This is a genomic window from Filimonas lacunae, from assembly GCF_002355595.1.
GTDB classification, from domain to species: Bacteria; Bacteroidota; Bacteroidia; order Chitinophagales; family Chitinophagaceae; genus Filimonas; species Filimonas lacunae.
Genome location: NZ_AP017422.1, coordinates 551,067 through 565,218 on the forward strand (window position 1 = coordinate 551,067; position 14,152 = coordinate 565,218).

Annotated in this window: 11 protein-coding genes; 1 reads left to right on the forward strand and 10 read right to left on the reverse strand. The window is 45.1% G+C overall.

All coding sequences use genetic code 11. The features are described from left to right. Window positions 1-117 precede the first annotated feature (117 nt). From FLA_RS02315 to FLA_RS02325, 3 genes are all read right to left on the reverse strand, one after another. Window positions 118-2,349, reverse strand: coding sequence for a multicopper oxidase domain-containing protein (locus FLA_RS02315; RefSeq protein WP_076381789.1), 2,232 nt, complete (start codon window positions 2,347-2,349; stop codon window positions 118-120). 22 nt (window positions 2,350-2,371) lie between these two features. Continuing rightward, window positions 2,372-3,196, reverse strand: coding sequence for a DUF3347 domain-containing protein (locus tag FLA_RS02320; RefSeq protein WP_076381790.1), 825 nt, complete (start codon window positions 3,194-3,196; stop codon window positions 2,372-2,374). An 89-nt stretch (window positions 3,197-3,285) separates the two neighbouring features. Further along, the gene (locus FLA_RS02325; protein WP_076381791.1) at window positions 3,286-3,678 is read right to left on the reverse strand and encodes a hypothetical protein; all 393 of its coding nucleotides are present in this window, start codon (window positions 3,676-3,678) and stop codon (window positions 3,286-3,288) included. A 264-nt stretch (window positions 3,679-3,942) separates the two neighbouring features. On the opposite strand from FLA_RS02325, the gene FLA_RS02335 reads away from it, so the two are divergent. Continuing rightward, on the forward strand, window positions 3,943-4,356 hold the full coding sequence (locus FLA_RS02335; protein WP_076381792.1) for a hypothetical protein: 414 nt from the start codon (window positions 3,943-3,945) through the stop codon (window positions 4,354-4,356). An 82-nt stretch (window positions 4,357-4,438) separates the two neighbouring features. Here the strand turns inward: FLA_RS02335 and FLA_RS02340 are convergent, their stop codons facing one another. From FLA_RS02340 to FLA_RS02370, 7 genes are all read right to left on the reverse strand, one after another. Continuing rightward, the gene (locus FLA_RS02340; RefSeq protein WP_076381793.1) at window positions 4,439-5,707 is read right to left on the reverse strand and encodes a TolC family protein; all 1,269 of its coding nucleotides are present in this window, start codon (window positions 5,705-5,707) and stop codon (window positions 4,439-4,441) included. 30 nt (window positions 5,708-5,737) lie between these two features. After that, window positions 5,738-8,866 carry an efflux RND transporter permease subunit gene (locus FLA_RS02345; protein ID WP_076381794.1) on the reverse strand — a complete coding sequence of 1,043 codons (3,129 nt, stop codon included), beginning with the start codon at window positions 8,864-8,866 and terminating at the stop codon, window positions 5,738-5,740. Between the two features lie 25 nt (window positions 8,867-8,891). After that, window positions 8,892-9,920, reverse strand: a complete 1,029-nt coding sequence (locus tag FLA_RS02350; RefSeq protein ID WP_076381795.1) for an efflux RND transporter periplasmic adaptor subunit — start codon at window positions 9,918-9,920, stop codon at window positions 8,892-8,894. A 49-nt stretch (window positions 9,921-9,969) separates the two neighbouring features. Further along, window positions 9,970-10,692 (reverse strand): SDR family oxidoreductase, encoded by a 723-nt coding sequence (locus FLA_RS02355; protein WP_076381796.1) that lies wholly within the window; start codon window positions 10,690-10,692, stop codon window positions 9,970-9,972. 119 nt (window positions 10,693-10,811) lie between these two features. Continuing rightward, a complete protein-coding gene (locus FLA_RS02360; protein WP_076381797.1) occupies window positions 10,812-11,711 on the reverse strand; it encodes a helix-turn-helix domain-containing protein in 900 nt (299 codons plus the stop codon). A 50-nt stretch (window positions 11,712-11,761) separates the two neighbouring features. After that, complete coding sequence (locus tag FLA_RS02365; protein WP_076381798.1) at window positions 11,762-12,787, reverse strand: cytochrome d ubiquinol oxidase subunit II; 1,026 nt, start codon at window positions 12,785-12,787, stop codon at window positions 11,762-11,764. Window positions 12,788-12,791: 4 nt separating this feature from the next. Next, window positions 12,792-14,126, reverse strand: coding sequence for a cytochrome ubiquinol oxidase subunit I (locus FLA_RS02370; RefSeq protein ID WP_076381799.1), 1,335 nt, complete (start codon window positions 14,124-14,126; stop codon window positions 12,792-12,794). Window positions 14,127-14,152: the final 26 nt, after the last annotated feature.

Below are 14,152 nucleotides of genomic sequence, written 5' to 3' on the forward strand. Positions count from 1 at the left end.
AATATGTTCGATGTACTGACGAGTACATCAGTCATTTATGAAAGCAAAATAAAAGAACAGGCAGTGTCTCCAATGTGATGCTGCCTGTTCTTTTGTAATGATAAGCAGGGAACTGCATTAATAGTTTAATGTAATACCTGCTCCCCAGCCCATATCACTATCGTAATGGGTAGATAACGACATAAACTTAGTAGTTACATATCTGAACCCTGCCATATACTCTTTGTCGGAGTTTACCATAAAATTAAAGCGAAGGCGGCTGGATACTGGTATGTCTTCCCGCATCAGTTGCATGCGTATTTTTCCTTCCGTATCAATACGGGCATCTGCCACCAGCAACATGGGTAAGGTATATTGTATACCTGCACATAGCACACTTCGTTTATCCTTCGTGTTTACCTGGCCAAATATGTTTTTCTCCATTTCCATTTCTTCCATCTTGCGATAGCGCCAGTCAAAGCCTATATAAGGGAATAGCCATTGCATGCGGCCCAGGTATCTTCCCAGGTGTACTTCCGATTCGTAGCCGTGCATGTTGTTGTAACCTAAGCGCCATTCTGTTTGCAGCTTCCAGCGGTTGCCTTGCAGCATAGCTTCCCCATCATTGCCATTGCTGGCAAAATCGTTCTGTGCCATCAGGTGCATGCCTTTGTCTTCCCGTAAAAAGGTTTTCCAGGCTTTAGACGCATCGGGTAGGTCGGGGTTGGGGGCTGAATTTTCATAACTGAAAATGCGGCCCATGCCACTCATCATGTGATAGAGTATGTGGCAATGGAAAAACCAGTCACCATCCTCCGTGCCTGCAAATTCCAGCGTGTCGGTTTCCATAGGCATAATATCCAGTACATTTTTCAGTGGAGCGTAATCGCCCTGACCGTTTACTATTCTAAAAAAATGTCCATGCAGGTGCATGGGGTGGCGCATCATGGAGTTGTTATATAATATCAGGCGTACGTTCTCGCCTTTTTTAATCATTATCTTATCCGTTTCCGAAATGGTTTTGTTGTTAATACTCCATAAGTAGCGGTTCATATTACCGGTAAGCTCAAATTTCAGTTCTTTCACCGGGGCTTGTGGTAGAGTGGTTTTATGGGTGGCTTTCAGCATGGCATAGTTGAGGGTAACGATGTTGGAAATAGCATTGCTGTTATACTGGTTTTCCATAGTAACGCCGCTATCCATATGCATGCCTTTGTGCAACGGGTGCTTATTGTTACCACCGGTGATTTCAGGATACATCACTACGTTCATATCCATTTGTTGCAGGCTCATATTCATACCCATGTCATCCAGTGTGCCATCCATCTTCATCATGCCGTTCATCATCTTCATGCCCTCGAAATATTTCAACGGAGCCAGTGGTGTGGCCAGTTGTTTGATGCCTTTGCCCAGCCATAAAGAGGTAGAGCGTGTTCTATCTTCGGAGGTTGCTAATAGTTCAAAGGCTGTGCTATCGGCAGGAATGGTAACAATGATGTCGTAGGTTTCGGCTACACCCATAATCATACGGTCTACCTTCACGGGTTCCACGTCCTCACCATCGCTGGCTACTACTTCCATTTTTCCACCGGCATATTGCAGCCAGAAATAGGTGCTGGCTCCTCCATTGATAATGCGCAGTTTTACCCTGTCGCCCGCTTTAAACTGTGGCGCCTGTGTTTCGGGTTTGCCGTTTGCTAAAAAACGATTGTAGTATACATCGCTTACATCCATAGCAGCCATGCGCTTCCACTCGTTCTTCAGCTTGGTACCTAAATGTCCGGCACCTATGGCTTCTGCATAGCTTTGCGTAGCTCCCTTTTGTACACCGCTTTTTTGAATGGCAAACCAGTCATCGGCATTGTGCAGTCTTCTGTGTACCTGCATGGGATTCATGTCTGTCCATTCGCTCAGTATTAAGGTGTACTCCGGCATTACAGGCTCGTTGCGCTTGTGGATAATGAAAGCGCCGTGCATGCCATTCTGTTCCTGCAAACCGGTGTGTGAGTGATACCAGTAGGTGCCGCTTTGTACCAGCGGAAACTTATACTCATGTGTTTCGCCTGGTTCAATAGGGGCGGTGGTTAAATACGGCACCCCATCATAACGATTAGGCAATATCAGGCCGTGCCAATGTAAGCTGGTTTGTTCTTTCTTTAGTTGGTTATGTACATATATCAATGCCGTGTCGCCTTCTGTAAAAGTGAGTGTGGGCATAGGCGTTTGTCCGTTTACCACATAGCCTTTCTTTTGCTTTCCGGTATAGTTAAGCAAGGTGTCGGTTACATACAAATCGTAACGCACCGTTTTTTGCGCCATAGCAGTGCATAACAGCATGCTGGCTGCTACAAGCAGTATACAATATTTCATTCGTGGATGAGTCAAAAGCAGGTTATTGAATAGTTTCTGTTGTTTTACCACAGGTAAGCATCTGGTTGCCGTAGTATGGGTTTTTAATGGCTTTTTCTGTGCTGAACCAATCTGCGCCATCGTTATACATAGGGCAGTGTTGATAATATACAGGCCGGCCTATACCACCTGCTTTTATCACCGGGTATAAATGAGTGGAAAGCTGTGCCAATGCCATACGTTGCTTGTCAATGTCTTTTACGCTTGCAATGACAGCAGCTGAAGCTGCCAGGTCTTTGCCGGCTTTCATCCACGCCATATGTTGCTCTTGCGCCAGCTGCGCCATAGCTACTTGTTCAATAGCTTGCTGCAAACGGTTGGCTTCTACAGCGGCCTGGCTGCTATTGCCAGCTACCAGTGCGTTTTTCATTGCAAAATAAGCATCAGCAACTGCGCCAAGGGCATGTGCGGGGATGGTGGCTGAGGAGGTTGTTGTATGAGCGCTATGTTCTTCAGTTTCGGGTAAGCTGGCTTTTTTAGCCACACGTGTATATTGGCAGCAGGCAGGTAATTGTGCATACACATTTTGCGGCGCCAGAAACTGCTCGTTATCATAACCAGCCAGGGCTATTTGCTTTAGCACTGTGTTAAGCGTGGTGCGGGTGCTGTCGTAAGTGATAACAGCTGTTTGGTTGTCACTGTTCCATACAGCCTGGGAGTGTTTGCTGTTGGCGGCTTTTTCAATAGCGGTTTTGCATTGATTACAGTTGCCATACACTTTTACAGTGGCGGTGGCAGCATGTTTTACCTGGGCAAAAGAGGTATAGGTACACAGGCTTATGCCTATGAACAGAAGTATTGCTTTCATACTAATTCGTTAAAGGATAAATGAAATAACAAACAGGGCCGGCAATAGTTACTTGCCGGCAGAACACAACTATGGCTGTGCTAAACGAATCAGGCTAACTTAGGCGGTTGCTTGCTGGACAGGTAAACAGAAGGAGGTAGGTTTTCGGTATAAAACCATAACAGCACCTGTGAATGATTAGGGGCAGGATAAGAAAGTGGTGCAGGCGGTAACACGCTTACCAGGCTATTAAAAGGAGGGGTGCATTGGCAACCGGAGTGCTTGCAGTTGCCGCAACCTTTGCAGTGATGTTGGCTGTTGCTTTGTTTGGCAACCACTTTTGTATGTGTGCTCTTCTTTTTCTTGCAACAGGCATGTTGTGGCTGGCAGGCATAACTACTTACAACAGGTAGTATTAATAACCCGCTTATTGCTAACAGTAGTATGTACCAGTATTTGTGCATGCGCAGCACAAAAGTACAAAATCTTCTATTGATAACCATAGAAGCGCTTATGGGCTATACACATACATGTGAAAAGCAAATACAAATGCTTTATCATTTGCTTAACATTTCAGCGTTGGTGATCATAGAAAATCACACCTGTAATAATCTAATTTTCAATTCGTTGTGTATGTTGGAAATAAGTTTGCCAATAATAAAAACCAATAAAAGATGGTTTGCATGTGCTTGTTCAACGTTCTACTTTTGTATCGTCAAAGAAAATAACAACCTCTGAAAAGCACCAATCAACATAAAAAAAAATATATGAAAACAAGTTATTTTGCCGCAGTTGTTCTTTTATTAGTAATGGTTTCAGCCACTTTCACCAGCAAGGCAAACGTGCTTTCTGGCAAAGAAAAAGAGGAAACTACTATCTCTGAAAAGCAAGTGACCGTACAATACGCAGGCAATGAAGATAACGGTGTCGTATTTCGCGTAGCGTTCGACAATCCAACAGCACAAAAGTTCACCTTGATTATAAAGAATGATGCAGGTGACGTATTATATAATGGACAATTTAATGATGCACACTTTAGCAAGGCCATTCACCTGCTGAAAGATGACTCAGAAATGAATCCTGTGTTTGTGATCCGTTCCGGTAATCAGAAAATCGAAAATGCTTTTAAAGTAAGCATTAATGCCGATCTGGCAGATGGAGTAGTAGTAACCAAACAATAGTTAGTTACACTTTATTTAGTACCTTCCCCTAATTGAAAAGGCGTCTCAATGTTTGAGACGCCTTATTTTTTTATCCTCTTTGTTACATGTTGCCTAAAGCCTTTCTAAGTGTGGCTTCACTTATTTTATAAGCCACTTTTGCATCAATCATATCGCTGTATGCCTGTTGCCATAGCGTTTGCGCTTCCAGTACGTCTTTTCCTATAATAGTACCGGCTTTTAAACGGTCGGCGCTTAACCGCAAATTTTCTTCCGCCTGTTCCAGCGATGCTCCGGACAGCTCTACGCGTCGGGCACTTTCGTTCAGCTGTAAGTTTGCCTGGCGCACTTCCAGTGAAATCAGTTCTTCCTGTTCTTTAAGCTGAAACTGTTGGGCAGCAACGGTGTATTGTTGTTCTTTTACCTTTTGCTTTCTTTTGTTCCAGTCGAATACGGGAATGTTTACGCTAAGCATACTGTACCAGCTGGCCATGAAATTAGCATTGCTGGTAGGGTTGATACCTTGCTTACCAAAGGCAGAAACTCCGTTCAGGCCCAGGTTAATGGAAGGCCGGGTATCGGCCTTCAACATGCTTTCCTGTATTTTGGCCGCTGTTAGGTTATGCTGCAGAATACGTATTTCGGCCCGGTTGGCGGCTTTACCCTGCTGCACCGTATCGGCCAGTTGTTGTGCAAAGCTGCCGGTTATGCTATCGCTGACAGCAAAACCGGTGGTATCGGACATGCCTGTTACCTGGGCCAGGTTTAGTTTAGCCAGCAACAGCGCATCCTTCGCTTTTAGCAGGTTCAGTTCGTTATCGTTTTGCTGCACCTTTACGCGCAACACATCATTTTTGTAAGTGATGCCGGCTACATACTGGTTATTTAAATCGGTAAACAAAGCGTCGAGTTGTTTACTGTATTGCCGGGCCAGTCTTATTTTTTCACCGGCCTGCACTACCTGCCAGTATGCTTTCTCTGTATTGAACAAAACTTCGGCGGTAGTATACACTTTTTGTTCCTCTTCCGTTTGTACACCATTATCGCCCAGCTGTTTATTCAGTTTAACCTTGCCGCCTGCATATATAGATTGTGAAACACTTACGCCAGGGCTGATACCATATTCTGGCAGTAATGAGTTAAGTGGCTTGCCAAAGTAAAAGCCGGTAGCGGATACATCCACCGTGGGTTTGCCACCGGCATAGGCCTGTGCCTTGCGTGCTTTGGCTGCTTCTATTTTTTGCTGTGCCGCTTTCAGGTTGTTGTTGCGTTCTGTGGCCATTTGCCGGCATTGTTCCAGGGTTAGCAGTTGTTGCGCCCTGGCTGTGCCTGTTAGTAAAAGACCAGCAGTAATAAAATATAGAAATTTCATGTATTAAAAAGTTGAAACGCTCGTAAATGGTTAATGCGATGGTTTGTATTGAATATGCTCATCGGCATCGGGTTGTGCTTCCAGCTCAGTTACGGGAGCCGGTTTAATAAACTTGTAATACAACACCGGCACAATAAACAAGGTCATTACCATACTTACCAGCAGGCCTACTGCCAGCACGCTACCCAATGGTGCCCACAAGGGCGACTTGCTTAATATCATAGGCACTACACCTATGGCAGCAGCAGAAGAGGTGAGGAAGATAGGACGCATCCTTCTTTTGGCCGATGCCAATGCTGCTGCTTTAATAGTGTAACCATGTTCAAGTATTAACTCATCTGCATAATCCACCAGTATAATACCATTACGTACTACTATACCCATCAAACTAATGATGCCCATGAATGCAGTGAAGCCAAAGGGGTTACCGGTAAGCAACAGACCCAGCATGGCGCCTAGTAGGCTTAGTGGGAAGGTGGCCAGTACTATCAATACTTTTCCTATGTTTTTAAACTGGAACAGCAGGGTAAGGAAAATAAGCACCAGGCTTATACCCAGCGATTTACCCATACCCGGTCCGGTTTCGTTAGATGATTCCTCTTCACCACCATAACCAATGCGTATGCCTTCCGGTAAGGAAAGTGCGGCTATCTGTGGTTTAATGGCTGCTACTATAGTAGTGGCTTTAATACCCATCTGTGCTTCGGAACGTACGGTAAGTGTGCGCAGGCCATTACGGTGCGCAATTACGCCGGTGTGCCACGACGGTTGTAATTCTGCCACCTCTTTTAAAGGCACTTTTGTATTGTAGCGGGTGCTGATATACATGTTTTCCAGCTGGTTAAAATCAGCCCTGTTTTTGGCATCCAGTCGCAGCACTATGTCAATAGGTTTATCGCCTTCCCAGAAGGTGGAAACGGTATATCCTTTTATTTCGCCGCCCAGTGTTTGGGTGATCATGTTGTTGGTAACACCCAGCCTGCTGGCTGCATCTTCTTTGGTTACGGCTTTAATACCAAAATAATCATCCTGGTAATCGGTGCGTATCCAGTTGGTGCCCTTTGTCTTCTCCAGTATGGCCTTCACTTGTTCAGCCACTTTTTTCTGGTCGTTCAGGTTATCACCAATCACGCGTATTTCTACGGGGGCAGGTGTTTCCTTCAATGATAATTGGCGGATACGTACATAGCCATTGGGTAAAAAGTTGTTGAACTTAGCTAAGTATTCATGCGCCATTTCCTCTGTAGCTTCAGGGCTTATGGTGTTAATGAATATCTGTGCAAAGTTTTTACGCGGTGTTTCCGGGGCATAGTTAGAATGGAAGCGGGGTGAGCTGGTGCCAATAAAGCTGGCGGTGGTTACCACACGCTTATCGGTTTTAATAGCAGCTTCTACTTTTTTTACCGCCTGTTCTGTAGCAGCTATGTCTGTACCGTTCTGCATCCATATTTCAATGTTAAACTGGTTTCGTTCAGCGGTAGGAAACAATTCCTGTTCGGTATTAGAGCCTGCTACCATAGCCAATATTACTGATGCAACACCAGCCAGCAGCGTGATTTTAGGCCAACGGAAACAAAACTCAACGGCTTTATTATAAGCATCCTGCAAATGATCCAGCATTTTTTTCTTAGCCGGACGGTCGCTTATTTTATGTTTCAGTCCTTTTTTCAAAAACAGGAAACACAGGTAGGGGGTAAGTAGCAGGGCCACTAAAAAAGAGGCAAATAATGCTACGCCTACGGCAACAGGCAACGCCTGTATAAATTCTTTGGCTACCCCGTTCAGGCAAAAGGCCAGCGGTAAAAAGGCAAAGATGATGGCGGCAGTAGCCGTAAACACGGGTACCATTAATTGGGTAGCACTTTGCCAGCCTGCTGTCCAGCGGGGTACTCCTTCATCCAGTTTTTCAATGTAGTTGTCTACTATTACAATAGCATCATCTACCACCATACCAAGTACAATAATCATGGCTGCCAGTGTTACCTGGTGTATTTCAATGCCAATCATATTCAGTACGCCAAAGGTAACGGCAACCGAAACCGGCGCTGCAATGGCCGAGATAGTGGCTATACGTAAAGGCAATAGCAGCATTACCACTATAATTACCGAAGCAATGGCAATGGCAAATTCCACCATAAAGTGGCTTACACGTTCTTTTACCACTTCGGGCTGATTTACAATAATGTTCACCTTTACATCGGGTGGCAGCGTACGTTTAACTTCTTCCAGCTTTTCATCCAGCTCTTTGCCCAGGCTTACAATGTTGTTGCCCGGCTGCATTTCCACGGTAAGCATCATTACATTATGATCGTCTACCTGTATAAAGCTGTTTAGCTCTTCGTAACGTCTTTCTATGCGGGATACATCTTTTAAACGAACTACTTTGCCATTGGGGTTACTATAGATGATCTGGTTACCGATCTCTGTTTCTGAATGCAGGCGGCTATTGGCAAAAATGGGAATGCTGCTGGCTGATAATGTGATGTCGCCGGTGCGATTAGTTACATTCTGTGCCTGTAACACATTGGCAATGGTAGAGAAGTCAAAGCCATACTGCCGCAGCTTTTCATCTTCTACAGTCACATACACCTGCTGGCGCTGTCCACCATAGCGTTTTATTTTAGAAACGGCAGGAATGGTTTTGATGCCGTCTTCCAGCTTATCCAGGTATTTCTCAATTTCGGCATAGCTGCGTGATGGGGCCGATACAGTAATCATCTGCGCTACCACATCGCCAAAGTCGCTGTTCACCATCGGTCCTTGTACACCGGAAGGTAACACGCCGCGCATGTTGGTATTAAGCCCGTGTTGTAGCGTGCTCCAGAATTTTTTGGGGTCTTTTACATTTTCATTCAGCTCGGCGGTAATTACCGTTAAACCTTCTTTGGTTTCCGATTTGGTTTTGCCCTTGCGTATTTCTTCAAAGCTAAACAGGTATTGTTCTATTTTATTAGTTACCTGCTGTTCCATTTGCACTTCATCGGCGCCGGGATAGCTGGCTATTACCAGGCCCTGCCTTACGGTGATACGCGGGTCTTCACTCCGCGGCATGGTTAACAAGGCTATGATGCCTGTTATTACCAATATAAGCGTCATAACCAGGGTTATCTGCTTATACTTCATAGCGGCCTCTATAATATTGATTCTTCTTTTCTTCATCTCGGTAATGTGAGCGTGATATAAACTACAGGGTTATTGCCTGGCCGTCTTTTAATTTGTTTTGTCCTTCCGTTACTACTTTATCGCCTGGTTGCAGGCCGTTAGTAACAAGTACCTCATTGGCGGTTAAGCCACCGGTGGTTATTCTTTTGCGAATGGCCCTGTTGCTTTCGTTTACTACAAACACATAGGTGATGTCGTCAGCATCACGTATTACTGCTTCAGCCGGAACGGTAATAGCATTCACTTGCCTGCCGGTATGTATAGCAATGTCGCTGAGCATACCAGGCAACAGTTTGCCGGCATTATTGGCCAAACGGATTTTTACATTAAAGGTGCGGGTGGTAGCATCGGCCTGTGGGTTAATGATGGTAACAGTGCCTTTGCAGGTATCGCCCGATACGGGTATGATTACCTGTGCGTTTTTGCCAATGTTCAGTTTAGCTATTTCGCTTTCGGTTACAGAGGCACGGGCATATACCACGTCTGTTTTTAATACGGTAAAAGCGGTAACAGCAGGGGCTACTATAGCGCCTTTTTCAATCGCTTTTGAAGAGATGATACCGGCAAAAGGGGCATACAGTTTGGTGTCGGCCAATCTTTTCGCAGCAGCGCTTTTGTTGGCTTCCGCTTGTGCCTGTGCCACTTTGGCGCCAATGAAATCACGCTCGGGTAAACTTCCTTTTGCATGCAGTTCATTGTACCTTTTAAAATTGTCCATAGCTTGTTCCAGGCTGGCTTCCGATACCTTTAAGGCATTCTCATATTCATTGGTTTCTATGGTGGCCAATAATTGCCCGGCATGTACATGCTCGCCTTCCTGCACCAGCACAGAAGTTACCCGGCCCGATATGGTAAAGCCCAGCGAAACGGTGTTGTCGGCTTCAATAGTGCCGCTATATAACAGGGTTTCCTGTTGGCCGGTGGTCTGTATTTGTTTAACAGCCACTTTAGCCCTGGTTTCAGCTTCCGGGGCTTTTTCGCTGTGTCCGCAGCTACTTAACAAAAGGGCATACAGTGCCGTACAGGGCATTAAACATTTTAATGCTGTCATAAATAATACTTGCTTTTATATATTGTGTAAATGAATGCGCGGGTAAGTACTAACCAGCTGCTACAGCGGCGGGATAATACTGAAACAACTGGTCAGTGTTATGCAGTTGATGATGATATAGTTTAATGATATGTTCGCCTGTCATCAAGGGGGTAGTTAAATCAGGATAGGTTTGTTCTGAAAGCGGTTGCCCGGTTACAATGTTATGCAGGAACAAATGATAATACCGGATATTATAATGTTTTACCTCTTCGGCCAGCATAACCGATAACTCCGTTTGATTTTCTGTAATCAGGCGGGTAAGCGAGGCGTAAGGCCGGGCACAAAGCACATCGGCATTGCAGATGTTGATATACATGCCTTTGTGCTGCTCTTTCATCAGCTTCAACGCTACCCGGTTAATAATAAAGTGTGCGGTAATATTCTCATCAATGGCTTTTTGCCATTCATCTATTTCAATATCCAGCAATGCACGGCCATGCCAGTTATTGTCAAAGGCGGATACCACCAGGTCTACATGGCCATATACCTGCTTAATGCATTCTTTAATGTCTTCTGCTTTCCGGTAATCCAGCGGATCGTGCAGCAGGGTAATCAGCTGGCCTGTTTGCACGCTGGAAAGGCTGCTGCGTAGTTGAATAATTTCCTCGGCAGTAGACAGCGGGGCTATTACAAAAGCATTGTGTAATAAAAAAGTTTTAACTATTCCGGCGCCTATGGGCGTGTTTCCGCCCGCAACTATAGTAACAGTTCCGCTCAGCTGCTTATTCATACGTGATACACTATCTGTTAAATGATAGTGCAAAGCTGCCGTTAATAAACAGCCGCCGCAATGTCTATATAGCTACGGAATATGTCTAAAAGTCCTTTTTCCTGGAATGGTAAGCCTGTTTAAGAAACCTTGCGGTATTCGGTAGGGGTAAGTCCGGTTTGGTTTTTAAAAAACTTGCTGAAGAAAAACTGGTCGCTGAAGTAAAGGCTTTCTGCTACCTGGGCAATAGAGTGTGAGGTACTGTGCAGTAATACCTTGGCTTCGGTAATCACCATTTCATCAATCATTTCACCGGCGGTTTTCCCGAGAATGTCCTTGATAGTTTGTGTCAGGTATTTGGGGGTAATAAACAGCAGGTCGGCATAAAACTGCAAACTGCGCTGCTCTTTAAAATGTTGCGTAAGCAGGTTTAAAAAAGAAGCACTAATCTCTTCTTTACGGGTAAGCTTTAGCGGTAGCTTCTGGTGTTGGTTCGTATGTATGGCTGCCAGCTCATACATTAAGGTACCAAAGCAGTGTATCAGCCTTTCTTCGCGAAAAGGGTAGTTGGCAGGTGTAATATTGCGCTCATATAAAAGCTGCATCAGCTGCGATATGGTATTGGCTTCTTCGGAAGTGAGAACAAGGTGCGGCGATTGTTTGCTGGAAATAAATGCCGAAGGGTCCAGCGAACTTTTGGCTATCCCTGTTTTTAGCATAAAGTCTATGCTAAAGCACATACAAGCCATTTTAGAGTCGTTGCAATGGCTAATAAACTGCCTGATGGTGTTGGGTGATATAAATAGGAATTCGTTTTTACGAATGGTGTATTCTACCAGGTTCATCTTCAGGGTCATTTCTCCGTCCAGCACCAGAAATAGCAAAGGGTCGGCCATGCGATGCGGATACAGGATCGGGATTTCCGGGATGAATTCAGGTGTTTTCTGTATATACACGTGAAGCCCGTCGGGCTGAGGGGCTTCACCTATTGTTTCAATTAACTCATTTACCGTATGCCGTAATACAGAGGTACTGCTCATGAAGGGGGATATTACAGCGTAAAACTACAAACTTGTTTATAAACTCCGGTTTAATGATGATGATCGGTACCGGCAGCTGTTTTTTTCTGAAAACTGTATATCAGGTAAAATAACGCTGGCAATATAAATAGGCTACCCAGCAACAAGGCCATACCCAGGGCCTGCAGGGTTTTATCGTGCCCGTGATGTTCCATCAATGATAAATGGCCGCCACCTTTGAGTATTACAATATTGGGAAAGTGTTTAAAGGTGGTGGTAATTAATATCATGGTTACCTGGAAGCCAGCCAGTATGCGCAAAACTTTGGTTTTGCCTTTTAGTAACAGGTACCATAATAACACCAGCGACAGGCTGGCGGCTGTAATAGCGGCAATACCTACGGCGTTGCCAAAAATCCAGTCTACCAGTGGTATCCCTTCTTTCCAGGCGGCTGTAAACACCATGCCGCCAAAAATAACGGCCGCAATGTTGGCTATCCTTGCTTTGCTGATAAAGCGTTTTTTATCGGTATCGTTATTGGTTTCGCCTATCAGGTAAATAGCAGCAAGAAAGGCACAGATGGCCACGGTGAATAAACCAACGGCTACAGAGAAAAAGCTGAGCCAGCTGAATACATAGGCATCTAAAAAATTATTGGCATCCGGGTTAATAGTGCTGCTTACGGTGCTACCTGCTATAATGCCCAGGAACAGGGGAGTAATAAGGCTGCTCCAGGTAAAAATGCGGTTATATAACACCTGCATATCATCTACCACAGCGTCGTAGTGGCGGAAGGCAAAAGCAGTGCCGCGTGCTATAATGCCCAGCAGCATTACCGTTAACGGAATATGCAGGTACACGCTCATAGTGGAATAAATAACCGGGAACCCTACAAACAGTATTACAATAGCAATGATCAGCCACATATGGTTGGCTTCCCACACCGGGCCAATGGCCTGGTACATGGTATCACGTGTTTTATCGCGGTTGCCTTTAGAGGTGAACAGTTCCAGAATACCTGCTCCAAAATCGGCGCCGCCTAATAACAGGTATAGCCAGATAGATGCCCATAAAAAACAGATAATAACGTACAGCATAAGCTTAATGGGTGGTTAAGTGTGAAGCAGGAGTTATATCATACAGTTTGCCTACCATTTTAATCTGGCGGTACAGCATAAAGGTTACTATCACAGCCAGCGACATATACACAGCTGTAAACAGGTAAAACGAATAATTGATGCCGGGCATAGGGGTTACGGCATCTGCTGTGCGCATAATGCCATGTATAATCCAGGGCTGCCGGCCTACTTCGGTTACCGTCCAGCCAGCTTCCACTGCTATAAAACCAAGCGGGGTGCATATCACAAAAAAACGCAACAGCCAGTTGCTTTCCAGCCATCGCTTTTTCCTCCATAAGCCTATCAGGTATAACACACCAGCCAGCATCATAATCATGCCCATACCCACCATTACCTGGAACGCGTAGTGGGTAATAGCAACAGGTGGATGATCTTCTTTAGGGATACTGTCCAGGCCTTTTACTTCTGCATTAAAGTCTTCCGCAATCATAAAGCTTAACAGGCCGGGCAATTCCATTGCATATTTTACGGTTTGGGTGCTTTCGTCTGGTATACCGCCAATAATCAACGGCACTTTTTTACCGGTGTGAAAATGGGCTTCCATGGCAGCCAGTTTAGCGGGTTGCCTTTTAGCTACATCTTTGGCAGAGATATCACCGCTTAAGGGTTGTAGTATGGCCGCAACAGCAGCAAAAATGGCGGCTATTCTAAATGCTTTGGTATGAAACTGCACATGGCTTTTACGCACAATCATAAGTGCATGCACGCCTGCCACCGCAAAACCGGTAGCGGCAAATGCTGCCAGGCACATGTGCAATGCCTGCGAAAACCAGGCATCATTAAACATAGCTTTGATAGGATCGATGTTTACATACTCGCCGTTGATATAATCAAAACCGGCAGGGCTGTTCATCCAGGCATTAGCTGCTACTACCAGTATGCCCGATACCAAACCACTCACCCCTACAATAACACCCGTAAACCAGTGAAACCATTTATTAAAGCGGCCCCAGCCATACAGGAAAAAGCCCAGTGCAATAGCTTCTATAAAAAAGGCGGTGCCTTCCAGTGAAAATGGCATACCAAATATGGGCCCTGCATGTTTCATAAAGTTGGGCCATAACAAACCCAGTTCAAACGATAACACGGTGCCGGATACGGCACCGGTAGCAAAAAAGATAGCTACTCCTTTACTCCATGCTTTGGTAACATTCTTATATACATCGTTACCGGTTTTTAACCAGTAGTAGTGCGCCACTGCCATAAAAAAGGGCATCACCATTCCAATACACGAGAAAACAATGTGAAAGCCGAGGGACAGGGCCATTTGTGAGCGGGCTGCTAAAAAATCATTCATGAAATGATTGTTTTAATTCAGCGCGA